General features: G+C 67.4%; 22 protein-coding genes. 14 read left to right on the forward strand and 8 right to left on the reverse strand.

Annotated elements, in window-relative coordinates; all coding sequences use genetic code 11:
• Window positions 1-27: 27 nt before the first annotated feature.
• Window positions 28-660 carry a LysE/ArgO family amino acid transporter gene (locus OHA70_RS36730; RefSeq protein ID WP_328325920.1) on the forward strand — a complete coding sequence of 211 codons (633 nt, stop codon included), beginning with the start codon at window positions 28-30 and terminating at the stop codon, window positions 658-660.
• A 435-nt stretch (window positions 661-1,095) separates the two neighbouring features.
• On the opposite strand, the gene OHA70_RS36735 is transcribed toward OHA70_RS36730, so the two are convergent.
• A complete protein-coding gene (locus tag OHA70_RS36735; RefSeq protein WP_328325922.1) occupies window positions 1,096-1,293 on the reverse strand; it encodes a hypothetical protein in 198 nt (65 codons plus the stop codon).
• 222 nt (window positions 1,294-1,515) lie between these two features.
• Between OHA70_RS36735 and OHA70_RS36740 the strand changes: the two genes are divergently transcribed.
• Entirely contained in the window at window positions 1,516-2,142 is a 627-nt protein-coding gene (locus OHA70_RS36740; protein WP_328325924.1) for a DUF6308 family protein, read from the forward strand.
• Here the strand turns inward: OHA70_RS36740 and OHA70_RS36745 are convergent, their stop codons facing one another.
• On the reverse strand, window positions 2,143-3,771 hold the full coding sequence (locus OHA70_RS36745) for an LLM class flavin-dependent oxidoreductase (protein WP_328325926.1): 1,629 nt from the start codon (window positions 3,769-3,771) through the stop codon (window positions 2,143-2,145).
• A gap of 91 nt (window positions 3,772-3,862) precedes the next feature.
• Between OHA70_RS36745 and OHA70_RS36750 the strand changes: the two genes are divergently transcribed.
• Together OHA70_RS36750 and OHA70_RS36755 are read left to right on the forward strand one after the other, a co-directional pair.
• Window positions 3,863-4,294, forward strand: coding sequence for a MarR family winged helix-turn-helix transcriptional regulator (locus OHA70_RS36750; protein WP_328325928.1), 432 nt, complete (start codon window positions 3,863-3,865; stop codon window positions 4,292-4,294).
• Window positions 4,295-4,298: 4 nt separating this feature from the next.
• A complete protein-coding gene (locus OHA70_RS36755) occupies window positions 4,299-5,222 on the forward strand; it encodes a PLP-dependent cysteine synthase family protein (protein WP_328325930.1) in 924 nt (307 codons plus the stop codon).
• Here OHA70_RS36755 and OHA70_RS36760 read toward each other — a convergent pair.
• Complete coding sequence (locus OHA70_RS36760; protein WP_328325932.1) at window positions 5,199-8,267, reverse strand: BTAD domain-containing putative transcriptional regulator; 3,069 nt, start codon at window positions 8,265-8,267, stop codon at window positions 5,199-5,201. The two genes, OHA70_RS36755 and OHA70_RS36760, sit on opposite strands and share 24 nt — an antisense overlap.
• Before the next feature lie 109 nt (window positions 8,268-8,376).
• On the opposite strand from OHA70_RS36760, the gene OHA70_RS36765 reads away from it, so the two are divergent.
• The 5 genes from OHA70_RS36765 (at window position 8,377) to OHA70_RS36785 (ending at window position 11,711) form a co-directional block, all read left to right on the forward strand.
• Window positions 8,377-8,952 carry an NADPH-dependent FMN reductase gene (locus OHA70_RS36765; RefSeq protein WP_328325934.1) on the forward strand — a complete coding sequence of 192 codons (576 nt, stop codon included), beginning with the start codon at window positions 8,377-8,379 and terminating at the stop codon, window positions 8,950-8,952.
• 27 nt (window positions 8,953-8,979) lie between these two features.
• Window positions 8,980-9,516, forward strand: a complete 537-nt coding sequence (locus tag OHA70_RS36770) for a dihydrofolate reductase family protein (protein WP_328325936.1) — start codon at window positions 8,980-8,982, stop codon at window positions 9,514-9,516.
• A 99-nt stretch (window positions 9,517-9,615) separates the two neighbouring features.
• Complete coding sequence (locus OHA70_RS36775) at window positions 9,616-10,188, forward strand: hypothetical protein (protein WP_328325938.1); 573 nt, start codon at window positions 9,616-9,618, stop codon at window positions 10,186-10,188.
• Window positions 10,185-10,880 carry a hypothetical protein gene (locus tag OHA70_RS36780; RefSeq protein ID WP_328325940.1) on the forward strand — a complete coding sequence of 232 codons (696 nt, stop codon included), beginning with the start codon at window positions 10,185-10,187 and terminating at the stop codon, window positions 10,878-10,880. Before OHA70_RS36775 ends, OHA70_RS36780 begins: the two co-directional genes overlap by 4 nt.
• Before the next feature lie 102 nt (window positions 10,881-10,982).
• Window positions 10,983-11,711, forward strand: coding sequence for a class I SAM-dependent methyltransferase (locus OHA70_RS36785; protein WP_328325942.1), 729 nt, complete (start codon window positions 10,983-10,985; stop codon window positions 11,709-11,711).
• On the opposite strand, the gene OHA70_RS36790 is transcribed toward OHA70_RS36785, so the two are convergent.
• On the reverse strand, window positions 11,708-13,078 hold the full coding sequence (locus tag OHA70_RS36790) for an FAD-binding oxidoreductase (RefSeq protein WP_328325944.1): 1,371 nt from the start codon (window positions 13,076-13,078) through the stop codon (window positions 11,708-11,710). The two genes, OHA70_RS36785 and OHA70_RS36790, sit on opposite strands and share 4 nt — an antisense overlap.
• A gap of 269 nt (window positions 13,079-13,347) precedes the next feature.
• On the opposite strand from OHA70_RS36790, the gene OHA70_RS36795 reads away from it, so the two are divergent.
• Window positions 13,348-13,905, forward strand: a complete 558-nt coding sequence (locus tag OHA70_RS36795; protein WP_328325946.1) for a dihydrofolate reductase family protein — start codon at window positions 13,348-13,350, stop codon at window positions 13,903-13,905.
• 34 nt (window positions 13,906-13,939) lie between these two features.
• Here OHA70_RS36795 and OHA70_RS36800 read toward each other — a convergent pair whose 3' ends face one another.
• Window positions 13,940-14,509, reverse strand: a complete 570-nt coding sequence (locus tag OHA70_RS36800; protein ID WP_328325948.1) for a flavodoxin family protein — start codon at window positions 14,507-14,509, stop codon at window positions 13,940-13,942.
• 94 nt (window positions 14,510-14,603) lie between these two features.
• Between OHA70_RS36800 and OHA70_RS36805 the strand changes: the two genes are divergently transcribed.
• Both OHA70_RS36805 and OHA70_RS36810 read left to right on the forward strand, forming a co-directional pair.
• Entirely contained in the window at window positions 14,604-15,635 is a 1,032-nt protein-coding gene (locus OHA70_RS36805; RefSeq protein ID WP_328325950.1) for an alpha/beta hydrolase family protein, read from the forward strand.
• Between the two features lie 3 nt (window positions 15,636-15,638).
• Window positions 15,639-16,316, forward strand: coding sequence for a DUF429 domain-containing protein (locus OHA70_RS36810; protein WP_328325952.1), 678 nt, complete (start codon window positions 15,639-15,641; stop codon window positions 16,314-16,316).
• A 52-nt stretch (window positions 16,317-16,368) separates the two neighbouring features.
• Here OHA70_RS36810 and OHA70_RS36815 read toward each other — a convergent pair whose 3' ends face one another.
• Both OHA70_RS36815 and OHA70_RS36820 read right to left on the reverse strand, forming a co-directional pair.
• Complete coding sequence (locus OHA70_RS36815) at window positions 16,369-17,064, reverse strand: hypothetical protein (RefSeq protein WP_328325954.1); 696 nt, start codon at window positions 17,062-17,064, stop codon at window positions 16,369-16,371.
• Entirely contained in the window at window positions 17,061-17,414 is a 354-nt protein-coding gene (locus OHA70_RS36820; protein WP_328325956.1) for a hypothetical protein, read from the reverse strand. Before OHA70_RS36820 ends, OHA70_RS36815 begins: the two co-directional genes overlap by 4 nt.
• A gap of 167 nt (window positions 17,415-17,581) precedes the next feature.
• Between OHA70_RS36820 and OHA70_RS36825 the strand changes: the two genes are divergently transcribed.
• Window positions 17,582-19,717: a sensor histidine kinase gene (locus tag OHA70_RS36825; protein ID WP_328325958.1), complete on the forward strand. Its 2,136-nt coding sequence runs from the start codon at window positions 17,582-17,584 to the stop codon at window positions 19,715-19,717.
• Entirely contained in the window at window positions 19,714-20,361 is a 648-nt protein-coding gene (locus OHA70_RS36830) for a response regulator transcription factor (RefSeq protein WP_328325960.1), read from the forward strand. Before OHA70_RS36825 ends, OHA70_RS36830 begins: the two co-directional genes overlap by 4 nt.
• 4 nt (window positions 20,362-20,365) lie before the next feature.
• Here the strand turns inward: OHA70_RS36830 and OHA70_RS36835 are convergent, their stop codons facing one another.
• The gene (locus OHA70_RS36835) at window positions 20,366-21,331 is read right to left on the reverse strand and encodes a helix-turn-helix transcriptional regulator (protein ID WP_328325962.1); all 966 of its coding nucleotides are present in this window, start codon (window positions 21,329-21,331) and stop codon (window positions 20,366-20,368) included.
• Window positions 21,332-21,342: the final 11 nt, after the last annotated feature.

Here is a 21,342-nt window from a genome sequence, read left to right on the forward strand (position 1 = left end):
GACCGCCTGGTTCGCAGGGCCGCGGTCGTGACCGCCGCCCTGGTCGCGGGGCTGCTGGCCGGCTATGGCATCGCCATGCCAGTCGGTGCCATCGCGACGTACCTCGTGGCCCTCACCGCCCGTACGTCCCTGAAGCTCGGCGCATCCGCCGCTCTCGGCGTAGCAACAGCCGACGGCCTCTACGCCCTCATCGCCACCCTCGGCGGCTCAGCCCTGACCCCACTCATCGACCCGATCACGGTCCCCCTGAAGTGGGCCTCAGTCCTGGTCCTACTAGCCCTAGCAACGCGCGGTGCCACCAAAGCCATCACCCAACACCGCCGCAGCCAATCCTCGGCGACCTCCGCCACCACACCACCCAGCCCACCCCGCGCGTACTTCGCCCTACTCGCCATGACGATGCTCAACCCCACCACGATCATCTACTTCACCGCCTTGGTCCTAGCCAGCCAAGACGCCACAACCCCAACCCACCTTGAACAATCAGCCTTCGTCCTAGCCGCCTTCGCAGCCTCCACCTCCTGGCAACTAGCCCTAGCCACCAGCGGCGCCCTCCTAGGCCGCCTCCTAACCACCCCCACCGCCCGCCTACTAACCGCCCTACTCTCCAGCACCCTAATCACAGCCCTAGCCCTACACCTACTACTAACCACCCTCTAGCCCAGAACGACCACCTCACCTCCCCCGCTGCCCCTTCCACCAAGCGGTATCCGTCTCCGCATCCTCCAACCGCCCCATCGCAGCCAGCACATGCTCAACAAACACCCGCGGCAACCGAACCTCATGCTCAACCAGGTAATGAGCCAGCCCGTCAGGCCAGTACCAAACCCCGTCCGTCAACTCGAGCGCCCCGTTCTCCACCCCACAGAACCGACACCGAGAAATCCCCCCAAACCCCCTGAACACAAACCCCTGCCCCAAATAATCGACAACGTCCCGCCGCTCCTCCCGATCCCACTCCCCATCCACAAAACCCCGAACGTCCGGCCACCCACCCCCAGCCATCGGCCCATCCCAATACCCGACCAGCCGCAGCCGTACCGCCCCACTACCGCCATTCGTCACAACAGACCTCCCAGCCCGAGCCACCAAGAGTCATCGATTGGCGCACGGCCAGATGCTCACCTGCCATCTGCGGACGTCTGTCAGCTTGATGACGCAGATGCTCAGGGACGGTGAGAACGTTCGGGCCCGGAAGGTGAAGGTCTGGCCGGTGCCGGCATGGCCGAAGCCGCCGTCGTTCGCGATCTGCGGACACTTCGTCAGCAGCGGGAGGCGACGGGTGCGGGACATGTTCGCCTCCGGGTGGTGATGGTTGGTGACTGAGAGTTTATGGGGCTCCGGGGGTGTTGTGGGGTGGGTGGTTACGGGGTGTGGATAAGTGGGATCTCACCCTGTGTGGTGGTGGGGGTGGGCGTTCCCCTACGATTCACCGCATCCGTGTAGTTCGGATTCGCGAATCGGAATGCCCAATCCGGCTGGCGGGTCTGCCACGAAGAGTGTGAGGGTGTGGCCATGAACATCGGTAGTCGGAAGATCGTCGTGGACGAGGCAATCGCACAGCTGCGGCTGTACGCCGAGACGAACGGCGCGGTGCTCAAGTACTACGACGGTCTTCCCGGGATGACGAACGTCGGTGGGTCCGACCCTGACCGGGTCACGCTCGAGGACCTGGCGCGGACGATGCTGATCGGGTCCGACCTGCGCCCGCTGGACATCGTCTGGCTGCTCGAGGTGGACGCGGACAAGGAGTTCGCCGCCGTACCGGTCGACGCGCGTCTCGAGGACGCCGCGCCCGGTACTCCGCTCTTCGAGGCCGCGACCGAGCTCGACGAGAAGTTCAGCGGCCACCGTGGTTTCGGGCACGCCAAGAAGGCCAAGCTGCTGCACCTCAAGCGGCCGTATCTCTTCCCGACCAGCGACAGCTTCATCCGGATGACCTACAGCGAGGCGTCGGCCGGCCCTGACTTCCTGGCCGCCGTGCACCGCGATCTGGTCAACCCGGCCAACGTCCGCGACTTCAAGCTGCTCCAGGTCCGCCTGATCGCCGAGCCGCCGACCTCTGCCGCCCGCGTGCTGGCGGAGGCCCCCACGCTCCGCCTGCTCGACATCCTCGCCTCGCTGCTGGGCGAGGCCAAGTAGCTACATCACGCCTAGTCGGGCCAGCGGTTCGACTAGCTCTTTCTCCTCGTACGAGAGGTGGGAGAGCAGGGTGTCGTCGAGGAGGTCTACGGCGGCTCGGAGGGTGTCGATGGTGCCGGAGCCGTCTACTAGGGCTACCAGCGCCTTGTCGACGCCTTCGAGGACGTCGTGGATGATCAGGTGCTCTTCCTGGAGGCGGTTGACCACTGGGGTCAGGGACGGGTCTGCTCGGCGCAGGCGGGGGAAGAGTGCTGCGTCCTCGATCGAGTGGTGTGTGGTGACCAGGCGGCAGTAGGTCTCGCAGTAGACGCCTAGGGTCCAGTTGTTCTGGCGCATGGTCATGGTGTTGATGTGGTTGCGCGCTTGGCCGACGCCTAGCGAGCCGGCGGCTACCTGTTCCACCAGGTCGCGGATCTGCTCGAGCTCGGCTCGCAGGTGGTCGTGTACCTGGATCAGGTGCTCGCCCGACGCCAACTGCTCCGGCGTGTAGACACGTGTGGGGTCCAGAGCAGGTCCGGTCGGCCGCTCCGACTCATCCAGCACCTGTACTCCGCTCCGCTTCGCGGAGGGCGCCGGCGTCGGCACCACGCTGAAGTTCGAGCCGGGGACTCCGGTGGTGCCGGTAGAGGTGGTCGCGCCAGCTCCAGCGGTGGTGCCGGTGGCGGTGCTGCCAGAGCCGGTGGTGGCGGCTCCAGTGGCGGCCGGGTGGGCGCCTGCGGAGGGGGCCGGTGAGGTGTTGGCCGCTGTGGTGGCGCGAGCTGCAACCACGGACTCTCGTACTGCGGGGGCGACCTCGGCGAAGCGGCGGATGTCTTCCGGGTTGTCTGAGGCGAGGATGTAGGTGCTCATGCCCTCGGTCAGGGTCAGTTCGGTGAGTTGGTCGATCCAGACGTCTTCCCCGCCCTGCAGGAAGCCGCCGCGGCCGTCGAAGCGGCCGGAGATGTTGTAGAGCCGGCGCACCGCTGACGGGTCACGGCCGGCCGCCACCGCAGCCTCGTCGATGAGCTTGTTGAGGGCAGGAAGCTCCTCCGGCGGCACATAGGCGCTAGAAGGCAGCCACCCATCAGCAAGCCGACCAGTGACCCCCAGCATCCGTGGCTTGTAGGCCCCCAGCCAGATCTGCACATCATGTGAAGGCGCAGGCCCCCGCTTAGCCCCAGCGACCGTGTAGTGCTTACCGGCCAGCCGGATACCGCCAGTACCGCCAGCCCAGACCTCGCGAATGATCGCAATGGCCTCCTCCAGCGCCTCAATGCTCTCCCCCGCCGTCAGCCGAGGCCCACCGTTGGCAGCAACCGCCTCCAGGAACCCACCGGCCCCCAACCCAAGCTCCACTCGCCCGCCGGTGATCCGGTCCAGCGTGGCGACACTGCGGGCCAGTACGACCGGGTGCCGCAGCGGCAGGTTGGCGACGTTGGTGGAGACCGACACGGACTGCGTGTGGGCCGCGATGACCGACAGCAGCGTCCACGCGTCCAGCAGCCGCGGCTGGTACGGGTGATCCTGGACGGTCACCAGGTCGAGCCCGACCTGCTCGGTCAGCTGCGCCAGCGCGATCACCCGCTCGGCGTCCTCGACATCCGGCGTCAGGAACGTGCCGAAGACCAGCTCGTGCCCGTAGTCCATCATCCACCTCTACCCTAAGTAGTTCGTGCCACGTAATATTGACCCGACGAACAAATTACTTCGTGCCACGAACAATCACAAGTGGGGAGCCGCCGTGAAGGAGACCCCGGGCGCCGCCAACGGGCTGGTCCGGTTGACGTTCCTCGTGCAGAACCTGTACGCCGAGGTCGGCCGCGACTGTGATCTCACCGCGGCCCAGGCGCAGATGCTGTGTTCCCTGGCGGACCGTTCGATCGGGATGGCCGAGCTGTCCGGCATGCTCTGCCTCGAGCGCTCCAGCCTGACCGGATTGGTCGACCGCGCCCAGCAACGCGGCCTGGTCGCCCGCGAGAACGATCCCCACGACCGTCGCGCGGTCAACGTCACGCTGACCCCGGAAGGCTCTAAGGCCCTCCACCGCTTCAACGACGAGCTCACCGAGCGTCTGGAGAAGCTGCTCGCCCAGCTCCCCGCCACCGAACGCGACAGGTTCGCCAAGACTCTCAGCCGAGTCATTGCCGACGCACCCGCCGTGTTCGCAGACTAGCCGGATGATCCTCACCAGTGCGCTCCAGGCGATCGGCAACACCCCACTGGTCCGACTGCAGCGCATAGTGCCGGACAACTCAGCACAGGTCCTGGTCAAGCTGGAGGGCGGCAACCCGACCGGCAGCTACAAGGACCGGATGGCCCTGGCGATGATCGAGGGAGCCGAGCGCCGCAACGAACTGCAGCCGGGCCAGCGCGTAGTGGAGTTCACTGGCGGGAGTACCGGCTCTTCGCTCGCCTTCATCTGTGCAGTGAAGGGTTATCCGCTGTCAGTCGTCTCGTCGGACGCCTTCTCGCCGGAGAAGCTCCGGACCATGCAGGCGTTCGGTGCCGACCTAGTAGTGGTCCCTAGCGACCAGGGCCGGATCACTCCCGACCTGTTCGTCCGGATGCGCCACGAGGTCGACCAGATCGTCGCACGCGACAACGCCTTCTGGACGGACCAGTTCAACAACGAGGACGCCCTGGACGGCTATGCGGTCCTAGGCCAGGAGATCCTCGACCAGACGGCCGGTACTGCGCTGCACACCTTCTGCGCAGCCGTCGGCACCGGCGGCATGCTGGTCGGCGTGGCACGGACCATCCGCCCACACCTCAACCGCATAGTCGCACTGGAGCCGGCAAGCTCTCCCGCTCTCACAAAGGGCTTCGGCGGCTCACACCGTGTCGAAGGCACTGCGACCGGCACCGTCCCACCCCTGCTCAGAGAAGGCGCCTACGACGAGGCCAGAGCAGTAGAGGAGTCTGAGGCCCGCGAACTGGTGAAGGACCTGTCGCGCAGGGAAGGCGTCTTCGCCGGTACTTCGTCCGCGCTCAACGTCCTCGGAGCGATCCAATTGGCGTCAGAGCTGGAGCCAGACCAGGCAGTCGTGACCGTAGCCGCCGACACCGGCCTCAAGTACCTAGCCGGCGACCTCTACCTCTGAGAACGCCTCTTCCAGCTCCAACCGGCTACCTGCCCTGTACTGCGTATCGAACCCGTCCGCACCAAGTACTGCCCGAGCAGCACCCGCAGCCCGGTCGATGTCAGCCTGCTCGGCCGCAGTACCCACATATCCCTCCGCAGCCCGTACCGTCGCCGCAACCCCCAACAGTCGAGCAGCCAGCGCCTTGTCATCGACGCATGCCGCAAGGCCCTCCAAGCTCCAGCACATCCCCCGCCGCGACTCGAACTCCTGCGAGACCCGGAACGCCTCCGCATGTAGTTCACGAGCGCGCATCAACGAACCGCGCTGCTCTAGCGCGTACCCAAGCTCCACCAGCAGAACCGACAGGTACAGCACCGGCTCGTCCTGCTTACGCACCGCATCGAGCATCGCCTGCAACCGCTGCTCAGCCACCTCCAAGTCACCCGAGCGACGAGCCCCGAACCCGAGTACGAGCTCCGCCAACACCTGGGTCGACCGGTGCCCCTGCTCTGTCGCCAACCGCAACGCCCGCTCGCCATAGGCCTCTGCCTCGGCATACGACCCCTGCCGCAGCGCAGTCCATCCGAGCCACCCCAGCTCCCCCGCCACCTCCGGCCAGAGGTCGAGCGACTCAGCCATCTCGAGCCCCTCGGCGTGCAGCCGCGCAGCCTCGTCGAAGTCGCCGTTCAGCTCCGCCAGAGCCCCAAGCCAACCAGTGGCCTGCAGCAGACCCCAGTGGTCACCCACTAGCCGGAACAGCCGAGCACTCTCAGCAGCATCGCTCTCCAGTGCCTTCAGGTCGGTACGGACATGCGCATGCTTCGCCCGAGCCACCAACACTGCCGCGATGCCCCACTGATCCCCGGCAGCCTCGAAGGCAGCCAGCGCATGCTCCAGCATCGCCAGGCAGGCAGCAAGGTCGCCGGAATCGCTTGCAGTAAAGGCAATCCACCATTCTGCCCGCGGACCAGCATCCCGGACCCACTCCCGCACAACAGCCGCACCGACGTCCCCCTGGGCATACATAAACCCAGCAAGCCAAGCAGTGGCCTTCGGCGACGACGGTAGAGCCTCCAGGGACCGCCGGGCCTCAGCAAACCGCCCGCGAAGGAACCAGTACCAAGCAAGCGCATCCGCGAGCCGCTCAGCCAGCAACAGGTCGCCATCACCCACAGCACCGTCGAAAGCGCTCCGCAGGTTGCCGGCCTCGTCATCTAGCCGCTGCAGCCATCTACTCTGCGAAGGCCCGGTCAGATAGTCACGAGCCGTCTCAGCAAACTCCGTGTAGTACAAGCGATGCCGCTGCCGCACTGCCTCCAGCTCATCAGCTGCACGGAGCTTGTCCACGCAGTAGGCCGCCACCGACTCCAGCAGCCGGTACCGCGGCTCGTCCACCCCATGCACCGACACAACCAGCGACCGGTCGACCAGCCGCATCAGCACGTCCAGGACATCGACCCCGTCCTCAGAACACACCTGCTCGGCCGCTTCCGCAGTACAGCCATCTGTCTGTACTGCGAGCCGCCGCAGCACTGTCTGCTCCGGGCCAGACAGCAGATCCCAGCTCCAGTCGATCATCGCCATCAACGTCTGCTGCCGAGGCGCAGCACCCCGATGCCCAGTAGCAAGCAACCGGAACCGATCATCCAGCCGAGCCACCAACCCCTGTACTCCCAGCGCCCGCACCCGCGTAGCGGCCAGCTCCAACGCCAACGGGATCCCGTCGAGCCGCCGGCAGAGCACAGACACCGCAGCAGCCGACTCCTCATCCAAGGAGAACCCACGATCCGCCGCAGCAGCCCTAGCCACGAACAACTGCACGGCAGCCGACCCATGAAGCTCAGACAGCTCAGCAGCCGGAGCAGGCACCTCTAGGGGCGGCACACTCCACACCGCCTCCCCCCTGAGCCCCAGCGGCTCCCGACTGGTCGCCAGCACGCGCAACCCTGGTGCAGCAGCCAGCAATTCGTCGACCAGCGCCGCAGCGGCCTCCACCACGTGCTCACAGTTGTCCAGCACCAAAAGCAGCTCCAACGACGCCAGCGCAGCAACCAGTCCCCCGGTCCCAGCCGAGTCCCGCAGATCCAGCGCAGCCTGTACTGCGTCCGCCAGCGACCCGCGCACGTCCAGCGCATCAGGAGCGACGGCCGCCAACTCCACGAGCACCACCCCATCGGGGAAGGCGAGCCCATCGGCTGCGGCGAGCGCCAGCCGGGTCTTGCCCACTCCCCCAGGACCGGTCAGCGTGACCAGCCGATCGGAGTACAGGCGGCTCTGGATGTCGGTGACTGCCTCTGTGCGGCCGACCAGCTCGGTCACGGCTGCCGGTAGGTTGCTCCGGCGCCTGGCCTGGGGCAGCTCCTGGGTCAGGATCGACTGCTGCAGCTCGGCCAGCTCAGGAGTCGGGTCCAGGCCGAGCTCGTCGGCTAGCAGCGTCCGCAGCTGCTCGTAGCTCTCCAGCGCCTCGCTCTGCCGGCCGGCGCGGTACAGCGCCTTCAGATGCACTGCACGGAGTCGCTCCCGCAGCGGGTGCTCCGACAGGACGTCAGCCACTTCACCGATGAGTGCGTTGTGATCGCCCCGCGCCAGCCGCGCTTCGAAGTAGTCCTCCGTAGCTGTCAGCCGCTGCTCGCTCAGCCGCGCCACAGCGGTCTCCACGAACGCCTCGTCCGCGAAGTCCGCGTACGCCGGTCCACGCCACAGCGCGAGCGCCTCCTCGAGCCTGCCGCGCTCAAGATGCGCAGCAAAGCCCAGTGCGTCGTACGAGCCGCTGTCGACCTTCAGCGAGTACCCAGCGGGCCCGGAGACGACCAGTGCGCGGCTACCCGGCTCCGCGTCCTCGAAGGCTCGGCGGAGCTGGGACACCTTCGCGGAGAGCGTCCCGGCCGGGTTGCCCGGCAGGTCCTCGCCCCAGAGGTCGTCGATCAAGCGGTCCGCAGGTACCGGCCGCCCCTCGTGCACGAGCAGGTCAGCCAACAGCGCACGCACCTTCAGGCCCGGGACGGTGACCGGCTCGCCACTGTCCGTCCAGGCCGTCACCGGTCCGAGCACCCCGAAACGCATGAGGCGCACTCTATTCCGGCGGGGCGCCAACAGACCGGAAAGAAACCGTAAACCCCCTCAGGCAGAGTCTTCCTCAACAGCAACGGACGGCAGGAGGAGGTGAGCAGGCATGAACCTACGACTCGCAGTGATCATCGGCAGTACCCGCCACGGGCGGTTCGGGCCGACAGTGGCCGACTGGTTCGCCCAGCAGGCGGCCAAGCGCGCCGACCTCGACATAGACGTCGTAGACCTGGCCACTGCGAACCTCCCCCAGACACTGCCCGACACCGACGAGCCCACGCCCGCCGCGGTCGCAGTACTGGCTCCACGGCTCGCTGCCGCGGATGCGTTCGCTGTGGTGACGCCGGAGTACAACAGCAGCTTCCCGGCGCCGCTGAAGACCGCACTGGACTGGTACTACGAGGAGTGGCACGCCAAGCCGGTCGCCATCGTGGCCTACGGCCGCGAGACCGGAGGCCTGCTAGCCGCTGCGCAACTACGGCAGGTCTTCACCGAGCTGCAGGCAGTAGCGATCCGCAACACCGTCACCCTGCCCTGCTACTGGGAGCAGTTCGCCGCAGACGGCAGCTGGCCCCGCCCCGGCTCCGGCTACGACGCCACCGCCAAGAACACGCTCGACCAGCTCGTCTGGTGGGCCAACGCACTCCGGGCCGCCCGCATCAAGCAGCCCTACCAACCCTGAAACCACGCAACAGAGAAAGGCAAGACCATGCGCAAGATCATCGAGTCCACCTTCGTCACCCTCAACGGCAGCATCTCCGACCCGCAGAACTGGAGCCCGCCGTACTGGGACGAGGACCACTTCGGCTACTCCGCGAAGCTGATGGAGAACGCCGAGGCCCTGCTGCTCGGCCGGGTCACCTACGAAGGCTTCGCCGAGGCCTGGTCGCAGCGCGACGGCGAGATGGCCGACATGTTCAACAACCTGCCGAAGTACGTCGCGTCCCGGACGCTGACCGACACCACCTGGAACGCCGAACTGCTCGAAGGCGATGCGGCCGAGGCGGTCCGGAAGCTGAAGGAGACCGACGGCGGCGACCTGATCAAGTTCGGTACCGGCTCGTTCTCGCAGACGCTGCTCGAGCACAAGCTGGTCGACGAGTACCACTTCTGGGTCTTCCCGGTACTCGCCGACGGTGACCAGCTCTTCGCGGAGTCGAAGGTCGGCATCAACCACCTCGAGCTGCTCGGCACCACCACCTTCAAGTCCGGCATCGTCGTCCACAAGCTGGCGCCGAAAGCCTGACGTACCGCGCGAACGCCCGGACCCCCGCGGGGGGCCGGGCGTTTCGTCGTTCCGGGATCGGGCACCGAAGTGACTTACTCAGAAGGGACTTGAGAACTGATGGGAACCGTCATCACCATCATCGTCATCGTCCTGGTGGTACTCGTCGCCGCGGCGGCCCTGTACACCTACCAGCGACGACGGACCGAGCAGCTCCAAGAGCGCTTCGGACCGGAGTACGAACGCACGCTCGAGCAGTCGGGCGACCGCAAGGAGGCGTTGCGCGATCTGCGCGGCCGGGAGCAGCGCCGGGCCAAGCTCGACGTGCACCCGCTCAGTGGCGAGTCTGCCGAGCGGTACCGCGCAGAGTGGAGTGGACTGCAGAAGGACTTCGTGGACGCGCCTGGTGACGCCGTCGCGCAAGCAGACCGGCTGGTACTGCGCATGATGCGCGAAGCCGGCTACCCGGTCGACGACTTCGACCAGCGCGCCGACGACATCTCCGTGGACCACCCGGAGGTCGCGCAGAACTACCGCCAGGCACACAGCATCGCTGTCGCCCAGACCCAGGGCCCTGTCGACACGGAAGACCTGCGGCAGGCAGTGACCGCGTACCGCCGCCTGGTAGTCGTCCTGCTCGAGAACCCCGCCGACCTGAACGGCCACACCGACACCAAGGAGCAGCACTCATGACCAACGATCCCCTGGACCCCGCCACCGCCCCTTACCCGAGCGCCGGCGCCCGTGACGCAGACACCACCCCGCCCTTCGACGTCGACCCGCGCAGCACGGAGCCCGGACACCCGGCACCGACTGCAGACTTCGGTACTACGGACGCCGACCGCCCGGACTACTCCGGCACTCCGGACGCCGAGTACGCCGGTACCCCGGACGCCAACTACTCCGGTACTCCGGACGCCCAGCGCCCCGAGTACTCCGTAGACCAGGTCGGCGACGACCAGGCGCCGCCGCACGCCACAGACCAGCCGCTTGCCGCCACGGACCAGCCCCTCGCCGCCACCGACGAGACGGCCTACACGACGGACGACTCGGCGTACCCCGCGGACGCCGACGCCACCCCGACCGCCAGGAACGTCGAGGCGACCACCCCGAGCGCCGACGAGCCCCTGGTCCCCACCTCGGAAGGCGTGGACTTCAAGGCCCGCTGGGACGTCATCCAGCAAGGCTTCGTCGACGACCCGAGGTCCGCGGTGACCGACGCCGACAAGCTGGTCGGCGACGTCCTCGACCGTCTCTCCACCACCTTCGACGAGCAGCACCGCACGCTCGAAGGCCAGTGGTCGAACGGCGAGCCCGACACCGAGGCCCTCCGCTCCGCCCTCCAGCGCTACCGCGCCTTCTTCGAGCGCCTGCTGACCATCTGACCGGCTTTGCAGCTTGATGCACCGGCTCTGCATGTTGATGCAATAGCGAACCATCCGCCCCGCTCCTGTCGTCCAATGGACATGAGCAGGCGGAGGCGGCAGATGATCTCGTGGGAAGAGGCCCAGTCGTTCGATCGGCTGGCCGCGGAGTACGACCGCCTGGGCGAGCTGAACAACGACCCGGTCGACGAATGGCTGCCATCGGTGCTCCCGGCTGACCCGCCTGACCAGCGGGCCGGCCGGGCACTCGACCTGGGCTGCGGCGCCGGGCGGCACGCAGTACTGCTGGCCGATCACTTCGAGCAGGTCGATGCCGTCGACCTGTCCGCAGCGATGATCCGGCTGGCCCGCAGGAAGCGCTCCCGACCCAACATCTGCTACCTGGAGTCCGGAGTCCTCGACGTCGAAGGCAGCTACGACTTCATCGTCAGCTCAGCCACCCTGCACCACGTACCCGACCTCCCTGCAGCACTGGCCCACATCAAGAGCCTGCTGGCTCCAGGCGGGCAGGCCGTACTAGTGGACGTCGTATCCCCACGCGCGGCCAACCCACGCTGGTGGCTGTTCGGCGGAGACCTCCGCCGACTAGCCCGCAACCTGGTACGCCGTGGCCGCGCCGAGGCCTGCGAGATCTTCAAGCTGTCCACCGGCGACTGGCTCGACCACCGGGTCAGTGATCGGTACTTGAGCCGCCAGCAGTTCGAGGAGATCTACTCAGCCGTCTTCCCCGGCGCGACCTTCACCCGGGTCGGAAATGCCCACGCCATGCGCTGGCGCAGCGCGGCACCCACCACTACCGACCGGGGCGCCGCGCAACGTAGTACAGGCTAGGGAGCGATGTTCTGGTTGAGGTGGAAGAGGTTGTTCGGGTCGTACTTGCGTTTCACCTCCACCAGCCGCTCGTAGTTGCCCTTGTAGTTGTCAGCGATCCGGGCCTGGTCGTCCCCGGCCATGAAGTTGATGTAGCCGCCGGACTCCGACAGCGGCGAGACCGCGTCGTAGTAGTTGCGCACCCACTCGACCCCTGCGTCGTTCTGCGCCGGGTCCGGCCACATGCCCGCGATCACTGTCGCGAAGTTGGCCTCCCGGTAGGCGAAGGCGGTCGCATCCGCCGGTACTCGGTGGCAGGCGCCGTCGATCGGGTAGATGTGCACTGTGGAGTTCACTGCCGGCAGACCGGGTGCATGCTGCAGGTGGGCCTGGATGGCTTCGTCAGTGAGCTCAGTGACGAAGTTGGCCTTCCAGTAGTGCTGCAGACCCGGCGGTACGAGCCCGTCGAAGGCAGTGTTCAGCGCTGGGTACGGCATCGGCCCTACGTGCTCCGCGACGACCGGAGCGAACTGCCGGAACTTGTCGACCTCCTGCTCACCTTGCGCGGGATCGCCTGCCCAGCAAGCCACTATGAGCGTGAATGCCTCGCCGTGCCGGTCCTCCGGGATGAAGGGCAGCGGTGGCGCTAGCTGGAACGCAGGGAAGCCACCTAGCTGCTCCGGAGCGTCCTTGATGAGGTCCCTGAACCCTGCCAGCACAGCTGCTCCGTCGGACATCTCGAACAGCATCGGACCGCCGTAGACGGTCTCCACCTGAGCCAGCCGGAACTCCAGCGCGGTGACGACGCCGAAGTTGCCGCCACCACCCCGCAGCGCCCAGAAGAGGTCCTCGTGCTCCTTCTCGCTGGCTGTCAGGAACCGGCCGTCCGCGGTGACCACGTCGGCCGAGATCAGGTTGTCGCAGGACAACCCCAGACCACGCGCCAGGTACCCGATGCCGCCACCAAGCGTCAGGCCGCCGACACCCGTGGTCGAGATGATGCCGCCAGTGGTCGCCAGCCCGAAGGCGTGGGTCGCCGCATTGAAGTCGCCCCAGGTCGCGCCGCCGCCGGCACGCGCAGTACGGGTGACCGGGTCGACCCGGACGTTGCGCATCGGGCTCAGGTCGGCCACCACGCCGTCGTCGACGGTACCGAAGCCAGGCACGCTGTGTGAGCCGCCACGGACCGCCAGGTCCAGGCCGTTGGCCGCGGCGAACCCGACGGTCGCCATCACGTCGCCCGCGTTCTCGCATCGCACGATGACCCGCGGGTGCTTGTCGATCATCGCGTTGTGGACCTTGCGCGCCTCGTCGTAGCCCTCGTCCGCATCGGTGATGACGGGACCTCTGGTGCGCTCCTTCAAGTCTTCGATCGTGTACTCGCCCATGACTCCTCCACGGTCCAGCGGGCTTTCCCACGTTGTCGACCGGCGCGCGTCGCCGCAGCGCCGACCAGACCGGCGAGCCACCAACGAACGCAATGCGAGAAGTCCCACCCCAGAGAGCATCGAATTCACGGACGGCTGCCAGACCTCCCCCTGACATCCCCGTTCCCCCCGACCCTCCGCCTCGCCCCAGGCATAGTCAACCCCTACCGATGTCAGAAGCCGCCGGGCGGCTCCGACCAGTGGCCGACAGCAGATCAAAGGAGCGGAACATGCGGAAGATCATGTACTACGTCCACCAGTCGCTCGACGGCTTCATCGAGGGGCCGAACGGCGAGTTCGACTGGCCGGTGCTCAGACCGGAGCTCGGCGCCTACTCGATGAGCCTCGCGCAGCGTGCCGACACCTTCCTGTACGGACGGACCGTCTGGGAAATGATGGCGTCCTACTGGCCGCACGCGTTGTCGATCAACCCGGACGACCAGCACTCGATCGAGTTCGCCCCGGTCTGGGCCAAGACCTCGAAGCTCGTCCTGTCGCGGACCCTGGAGAGCGCTCCCCACGGCGCCGAGGTGATCCATGACGTCGAGCAGCTGCGCGGGATCAAGGAGCTGCCCGGCAAGGACATCCTGCTCACCGGCAGCGCCAGCGTCGCGGCCGCGCTGACCGAACGCGGGCTGCTGGACGAGTACCACGTGATCGTCCACCCCGTCGTACTGGGCGGCGGCAAGCCCGTCTACCACCCGGTGGCCGAGCGGCTGAACCTCCGACTCAGCGACACCCGTACCTTCGACAACCGCACAGTCCTTCTCCGCCACGACCTCGCCTGACGACCGCTCCTCGTCGTACCGGCGTACCGGGTGCTCAGCCCGCGGTGAGCGCTCTCTGGGCGAAGAGTTGTCGGGCATCAGCTCGCACTCCGTCGCCTTCGAGAGCCTCGCCCGGGCGGTTGCCATAGGCAAGGAGCTGGCCGCCCCAGCGCATCCCGAGGTAGTCGGCGCTGAGACGTAGCGTGCCGAGCAGCGGCTCGACCTGGCTCGGATCGTCCGCGGTGTGCGCCGTGACGGCCCAGAGAGTCTTGCCGCGCATCCGGTCGAGGAAGTCCGCTCCGGGAACGCGCATCCACGCCGTCCAGTAGTCCAGGTAGTGCTTCACGCTCGTCGAGACCGAGTACCAGTACAGCGGACTCGCGATCACCAGATCCGTCGCCGCCAGCGTCGCGTCGAGCAACTCGCGCTCATTGCCGGTCGGCTCGGGATAGACCCCGGCACCCTCGTGCCGCACATCGCGGAACGGCTCCAGCGGCGACTCCGTCAGCCGCACCCACTTCTGCTCGACCTCAGGCGCCAGCCCGGCGGCAGCCAGCCTCGCCAGCGCCTCGGTGTTGCCACCCGGCCGAGTACTCCCCAGCAGAAACAGAAAGCTCTCCGTCATCATCAACTCCATGCCCGTGCATTTATTGCATGAGCCTACAACCTGCATGCGCCATACGTCGAGGGTGCTTGGGTTCGGCCTGCACTATTGGGATATGAAGCTGCCGTGGCTGGGTTTCGTCGCTCTGGTGCTGTCCGCGGCGGTCGGCTGCTCGTCGACCCCGACGGCCGACCCGACGCCCACTCCACCGCCTGCCAGCACGGCCACACCAACCACGCCCACCCCGAGCGCACCCACTCCAAGCGCGGCAACGAGCAGCACTCCCCCGGACCCGGTCTCGCTCCAGGCGCTGATGGCGAAGAAGTACGACGGCCGGGACCTCCGCCTCGGCCGCGTCATCACCCGTACCGACGCCTACACCCGGTACTTCGTCACCTACGCCAGCGGCAAGCTCCGCATCTCCGGCATCCTCAACGTCCCCACCACCCCCGGCCGCCATCCCGCGCTGGTCCTCAACCACGGCTACATCGACCCCGCCGTCTACACCAACGGTCGCGGCCTGATGCGCGAGCAGGACTACCTCGCCCGCCGCGGCTACGTAGTACTGCACACCGACTATCGCAACCATGCGCAGTCGTCGAAGGATCCGCAGTCCGAGGTCAACCTGCGGATCGGCTACACCGAGGACGTCATCAACGCGGTCCTCGCTCTCAAGGCGTCCCCGTACGTCGATGCGCAACGGGTCGGCCTCTTCGGCCGGTCGATGGGCGGCGGCATCACGTACAACGTTCTCGTCGCGCAACCCGGCCTGGTCAAGGCCGCCATCGTCTATGCCGCGGTCAGCTCGAACGCCGTCGAAAACTTCGACCGTTGGACCCGCCCTGCAGCCGCGACCGCCGCCGCGATCATCCGCGCCCATGGGGATCCCGCGAAGAACCCGACCTTCTGGCGCAACCTGTCAGCCGTCAACTTCTTCGACCGCATCACCGAACCACTCCTGATCCAGCAGGGTCTCGCCGACTCCACCTGCCCACCCGTCTGGGCGTCACAAACCCTTGCTGCGTTGAAGAAGGCCGGCAAGCAGGCCACCCTCTACACTTACCCCGGCGAGGAACACGCCTTCGCCGCCGCCTGGCCGACCTCGATGGCAAGATCCGTTGCCTTCCTCAAGCAACAAGGGGTGTAGTCAGTGACCCGAGTCCTCGGCGTCGACGCCTGCAAGGCGGGCTGGGTCGGCGTACTCCGTACCGCCACCGGGGTCACCGCCTTCGTCGCCCCCACCATCGACCTACTCGTCAAGCAGTTCGATCCACTCGATGTCGTCGCCATCGACATGCCGATCGGGCTGCCGGACACCGCGCCCCGCCAGGCGGATCTGCTCGCCCGCGCCGCGATCGGCCGGCTCTCCTCATCCGTCTTCACAACGCCGGTACGAGCCGCCCTGCAAGCACCGACCCACAGCGAGGCGGTCCTGATCAACCGCGAGCTCACCGGCCAGGGACTGTCGATCCAGGCGTACGGACTGCGCGCCAAGCTCTTCGAGGTCGACGAGTGGATCGGCCGAGCCACCACGCGAGTCGTCGAGGTCCATCCCGAAGTCAGCTTCGCGTACCTCGCAGGTGCACCGTTGACCGTCCGCAAGTCCACCTGGGCAGGCGCCGAACGCCGCCGCGCCCTCCTCGCCGCTGCAGGCATCTCCCTGGCCGGCGAACTCGGTCTCGCAGGCCTGGCGGTCGGCGTCGACGACGTACTGGACGCCGGTGCCGCAGCCTGGTCCGCCCTCCGAGTAGCCCAAGGCGAAGCCGTCTCCCTCCCCAACCCACCAGAAGTCTTCGCTGACGGGCGGCCGGCCGCAATCTGGGTCTGACAGGACTCGTCCAGCTCGATCATGAGCTGGACGAGTCCGACACCTCTGCCCTTCAGGGCAAGGCCGGCAGGTCCCATTCGTCGTTGCGCAGTTGAAGAATCGCCCACCCCACCGCGGCGAACCCGACTGCCTGCAACCCCCACCCGACCAGGTCGAGCGTGTGGTTAGGAACGATGACCGCGGCAACGAAGTGGATCGGCTGCGACACGATCACCGCGACCGCTGCCCAACGCGCGATCACCTGCGACCGCCACAGCGCGACACCGAGCAGGATGGTGCCGAGCACGTGCCCGAGTACGAAGAACACACCGGCGATCGCGGTGGTCGGATGCGCCGCCTCGGCGATCCGGGTGATGCTGCCGGCATCGAGTCCGGCGTGCGCGCCCGACCAGAGGAGCTGGTCCTCGCCGATCAGCCAGCCGAGCGCGAGATAGCCGGGGATCAGCAGGGCGAGCGCGACGATCGTCAGCTTGGGCGCACGACGGCGGGTGAGCTTGCCTGCGGCGAACGCGGCCGGTACCAGGGTCAGTACGGCGAGGAAGCCGAACCACAGCACCGCCGATCCACGTCCCGGTTCGGCGATGACCTTCGCGGCCATCGTCTTGGCGTCGTCGACCGTGTCGTAGGGCAGTACGAACCGCAGCACTGCGACCGCGGCCGGCCCGATCGGCAGGACGATCGCGGCTGCCAGTCGGCTGATCCCACGGGTATCCGCGACTGTCGTAGTACGGGCTGCTGTGGTTGTCATCGCACACCCGCCAGCTCCCGGGCGGGCACCAGCAGGAGCGCGATGCCGGCCACGGTCAGTACGACGATGATCGCTGCCGCAGCCACAGCGGCCGCGGGAACGTCACCAGCGAAAAACGCCGGTACTGCGCTCAGCGCCGACAACACCCGGAGAACGATCAGCGGCACCACAGCCCGCCGAGCCCCACGCCAGGCGAACCCCACCAGCACCAGGCTGACCAGACCCAACGCGGCCCCGATCAACGCGATCGACATCGGCGGGTGCTCCCCGTCCGTCAGCAACGGACCCGCCAGATCCCCCACCGATAACAGCCCCAGCAAAACCAGCCCAGTCCGAAACGTCCGAGACATCGTCAAACCTCCCCTGTTGGTCGACCCGATCGGGCCGTTGCCACCACAGTCGCGGCCGGACCGGCCCGGCGCCCGGGCGTGGATTCACCAACCGGCAGGAGGTTGCCCGCCCCTCCCGGGAACCCATTCCCGAGACACCGGGACCCACGAACGCGCACACTGACCCCATGACGGGAGCCCCAGACCACCCACGCCACACGGGCCCCGGCACGTCTGCGCCCGCCAACTCCGCCCCGCCCCCGCCCCTGCTCACCCCCAGCGACGCGGCCCCGAGCCCCACCCCACAGCCCGCCGCGCCTCACCGCCTTTCCCGCGCCGGTGGCGAGCCGGAGGCTCGGCGCTGGCGCGGACCGCTCGCCGTGGTCCTGGGCAGCTTCGGCACCCTCGAAGTACTCGTCGGGGTAGTTCTGGCGGTGGTGGTCGGCTGGTCGTTCGATACCGCGCTGGACAGCTTCCTGGTCACCAACGGGCTGATGGGCCTCACCTTCGCAACCTGCGGCGCCGTGATCGCCTGGCATCGCCCGGCCAACCCGATCGGCTGGCTCTTCCTCGCCGACGGCATCGGCCACGCGACCACCGCGGTCGGCGCTCCCCTGTCCCAGCTGCTCTACGACAACGCCGCACCTCTCGAAGTACAGCGCCTGCTCGCGACCATCATCTCCTGGTCCTGGCCGTGGTCGATCGCCTTGTTCCTCCCGCTGGCTCTGCTCCTGTTCCCCAACGGCCACCTGCTCTCGCCCCGCTGGCGACCCGTTGCCATCGGCATCATCGTCACCGCACCCTTCTTCGCCGTCGAGATGGGTACCGGCCCCGGCGCCCTGTTCGACGGCGGCCCGAACAGCTACCTCCAAATCCCGTCGTACGACAGCCTGCAACCGTTGTGGACAGCAACCGAGATCCGTGGCCTGATCGCCTACGCCCTAGCGATCGCCAGCCTCGTCATCCGCTACCGCCGCGCCGACGAAACCGGCCGCCGTCAGCTCCTCTGGTTGCTCCTAGCAACCGTGCTGATGATCCTCGTGATGGCCCCCTGGGCGTTGATCACCGGTACGCCGGTGTTCGTCCTGCTCGCCATCCCCCTCATCCCCGTCGCCGTCGCGGTCGCGATCGTCCGCCACCAACTGCTCGACATCCGCCTGGTCGTCTCCCGCGCGCTCACCTGGGCCCTGCTCTCGATACTTGCCGTCGGCGCCTATGCCGCCCTGGTCGCCATCACGGACTCCTTCATCTCCACCCGCTTCGGCCGCTCCGCGATCGTCACGGTCCTCATCGCCCTCCTGATCGCACCCGTACTCCCCCGCCTGCAACGCCTCGTTGACCAAGCCATGTACGGCGACCGCCGCGACCCCGCCCGCGTCGCATCACGGGTCGGCGAGGAGCTGTCGTCAGGCGTGGCCGGCGGGATGCCCGGCGTCGTCGAAGCGGTCCGCTCCGCGCTACGACTCCCGTACGTCGCAGTCGCCGTCGACGGCTCGCTCTTGGCATCCGCCGGGATCGCGGGAAACGTAGTACCGGTGAACTTGTCCTATGGCGGTACGACGGTCGGCTCGTTGCTGGTCGGCCTGCGATCGGGGGAATCCGGCCTGTCGCAGACTGATCGCAATGTGCTCACGCTGGTCGCAGTACCGCTTGCTGTGGCTGTTCACGCGACGTCTCTGTCATCGGAGTTGCAGGCGTCTCGGGAGAGGCTCGTCGCCGCCCGCGAGGAGGAGCGTCGGCGGCTGCGGCGAGACCTGCATGATGGACTCGGTCCAACGCTGACCGGCGTTGCTTTCACCGCAGATGCCGCGGCCAACCTAGTCTCCGTCGATGCGGTCAAGGCGTCAGAGTTGTTGAGTACTTTGCGCACGGACACGCGTGCCGCGATCGCCGACGTACGGCGGCTGGTCGACGACCTCCGCCCGCCGGCCTTGGACGAACTCGGATTGGTTGGAGCCTTGCGACAACGAGCAGACGCAATGTCCTGGCGCGCAGACGGCGCATCCGTCTCGGTACAGGTCTCGGCCGACGGCCTGCCCCCGTTGCCGGCCGCGCTCGAGGTCGCGGCGTACCGGATCGCCACCGAGGCGCTCACCAATGTCGTGCGGCACTCGCGAGCGACAACCGCCGTACTGACCCTGCGCTGCGACTCATCGCTGGAAGTCCTGGTCACCGACGACGGCCCACCGAACGGCGCCTGGCGCCCAGGCGTAGGGCTCCAAGCCATGCGCGAACGGGCAGCCGAACTAGGCGGTACCTTCAAAGCCGGCCCCACGCCCACCGGCGGCCAAGTCCACGCCACCTTCCCCATGGCCACGCCGTGAACGCGGTCCGTGTGGTGCTGGCAGACGACCACCCAGTAGTCCGCGCCGGCCTCGCCGCCCTACTCTCCTCACTCCCCGGCATCGAGGTAGTCGGCGTAGCCTCCACCGGCCGCGAAGCCATCCGCGAGGTCGTCACAAACCATCCCGACGTCGCCGTCCTAGACCTACAAATGCCCGACCTGGACGGCTTCGCCACCACCCGCGAACTAGCCCGCACCGCCCCCGATGTCGCGGTACTGGTCCTGACCATGTTCGAAGACGATGACTCAGTCTTCGCCGCCATGCGCGCCGGCGCCCGCGGCTACCTGGTCAAAGGCGCCGAGCAGGACGAGATCGCCCGAGCCATCCGCGCGGTCGCAGCAGGCGAAGCCATCTTCGGCCCCGGCGTAGCCCGCCGAGTCCTCTCCTTCTTCACCGCACCCCCCGCCCCCGCCGCGGACCCCTTCCCCGACCTCACCTCCCGAGAACGAGAAATCCTCAACCTCCTAGCCTCCGGCCTCTCCAACACCGCCATCGGCACCCACCTAGGCCTAGCCTCCAAAACAGTCGCCAACAACGTCTCCACCATCTTCACCAAACTCGCAGTAGCCGACCGCTCCACCGCCATAATCCAAGCCCGCAACGCCGGCCTCGGAAACCCGTGATCGGCTACTCGATCGCGCGGAGATAGCGCTCTCCGACGAGTTTGAGGTGCTCCACCAGGCCTGGTGGAGCAGTGACTTGGAAGTCGAGGCCGAGCATTCCGATGTACACGGCAACTACTTCGAGGCTCTCCGCGCCGGTGATCAGCACGCAGGTGTTGTCGTCTACCGGCTCGACGATTCCGACTGCGGCGTGGATGCGGGACAGTACCTCGTCGGCGGAGGCGAAGACGGTGATGCGGGCGTGGACCTTCCAGCCGGTGGACGCGACGTCTCGTAGTACGAAGTCCATGTAGTCGTCCTCCGGCATCGGCCGGGCCTTGTACCGCCGCCCGGTCGCCATCCGCAGGTCCATCCAGTCGACGCGATATGTGTGCCACTCACCAGCATCGTCGCGCGCGACCAGGTACCAGTACCGCTGCCAACTCACCAGCCTGTATGGCTCCACCAGCAACGGCAATTGCGGCTCCTGCCCCGGTACCACGTAATCGAACCGCAGATAGTGCTCATCCCGGATCGCTGCCGCGATCGTCGTCACCACCACCGGATCGACCTCCGGATCCGGCACGTTGGACCCGGTGTTGTCCGGCCCCTTCGACAGCGTCGTATGGATCGCGTTCACCTGCCGCCGAAGCCGATGCGGCAGCACCTGCTCGAGCTTCGCCAATGCCCTGCCGCTGCTCTCCTCCATCCCCGCCACTCCGGCGCCCGTCCGCAGCCCGACAGCGACAGCAACCGCTTCCTCGTCATCCAGCAGCAACGGCGGCAGCTTCGCCCCCACGCCCAACTGGTAGTACCCAGCCGCACCCCGCGTCGCATCCACCGGATACCCCAGCTCACGCAGCCGATCGATGTCATTGCGAATCGTCCGCGTACTGACCCCCAACCGCTCCGCCAGCTCGGACCCGGGCCAGGCCCGCCGCGACTGCATCAGGGCCAGCAGCGACAGCAATCTCGAGGAAGTTTCCCGCATCTTCGAAATGA

The organism is Kribbella sp. NBC_00382, assembly GCF_036067295.1.
In the GTDB taxonomy this organism is placed as follows: Bacteria; Actinomycetota; Actinomycetes; order Propionibacteriales; family Kribbellaceae; genus Kribbella.

Coding starts and splice junctions, on each gene's coding strand:
- OHA70_RS36795 (WP_328325946.1), top strand. CDS start 13,348: ATGCGGAAGATCATGTACTACGTCCACCAGTCGCTCGACGGCTTCATC.
- OHA70_RS36825 (WP_328325958.1), top strand. CDS start 17,582: ATGACGGGAGCCCCAGACCACCCACGCCACACGGGCCCCGGCACGTCT.
- OHA70_RS36820 (WP_328325956.1), bottom strand. CDS start 17,414: ATGTCTCGGACGTTTCGGACTGGGCTGGTTTTGCTGGGGCTGTTATCG.
- OHA70_RS36760 (WP_328325932.1), bottom strand. CDS start 8,267: ATGCGTTTCGGGGTGCTCGGACCGGTGACGGCCTGGACGGACAGTGGC.
- OHA70_RS36765 (WP_328325934.1), top strand. CDS start 8,377: ATGAACCTACGACTCGCAGTGATCATCGGCAGTACCCGCCACGGGCGG.
- OHA70_RS36735 (WP_328325922.1), bottom strand. CDS start 1,293: ATGTCCCGCACCCGTCGCCTCCCGCTGCTGACGAAGTGTCCGCAGATC.
- OHA70_RS36755 (WP_328325930.1), top strand. CDS start 4,299: ATGATCCTCACCAGTGCGCTCCAGGCGATCGGCAACACCCCACTGGTC.
- OHA70_RS36770 (WP_328325936.1), top strand. CDS start 8,980: ATGCGCAAGATCATCGAGTCCACCTTCGTCACCCTCAACGGCAGCATC.
- OHA70_RS36800 (WP_328325948.1), bottom strand. CDS start 14,509: ATGACGGAGAGCTTTCTGTTTCTGCTGGGGAGTACTCGGCCGGGTGGC.
- OHA70_RS36785 (WP_328325942.1), top strand. CDS start 10,983: ATGATCTCGTGGGAAGAGGCCCAGTCGTTCGATCGGCTGGCCGCGGAG.
- OHA70_RS36775 (WP_328325938.1), top strand. CDS start 9,616: ATGGGAACCGTCATCACCATCATCGTCATCGTCCTGGTGGTACTCGTC.
- OHA70_RS36790 (WP_328325944.1), bottom strand. CDS start 13,078: ATGGGCGAGTACACGATCGAAGACTTGAAGGAGCGCACCAGAGGTCCC.
- OHA70_RS36780 (WP_328325940.1), top strand. CDS start 10,185: ATGACCAACGATCCCCTGGACCCCGCCACCGCCCCTTACCCGAGCGCC.
- OHA70_RS36815 (WP_328325954.1), bottom strand. CDS start 17,064: ATGACAACCACAGCAGCCCGTACTACGACAGTCGCGGATACCCGTGGG.
- OHA70_RS36805 (WP_328325950.1), top strand. CDS start 14,604: ATGAAGCTGCCGTGGCTGGGTTTCGTCGCTCTGGTGCTGTCCGCGGCG.
- OHA70_RS36740 (WP_328325924.1), top strand. CDS start 1,516: ATGAACATCGGTAGTCGGAAGATCGTCGTGGACGAGGCAATCGCACAG.
- OHA70_RS36835 (WP_328325962.1), bottom strand. CDS start 21,331: ATGCGGGAAACTTCCTCGAGATTGCTGTCGCTGCTGGCCCTGATGCAG.
- OHA70_RS36745 (WP_328325926.1), bottom strand. CDS start 3,771: ATGATGGACTACGGGCACGAGCTGGTCTTCGGCACGTTCCTGACGCCG.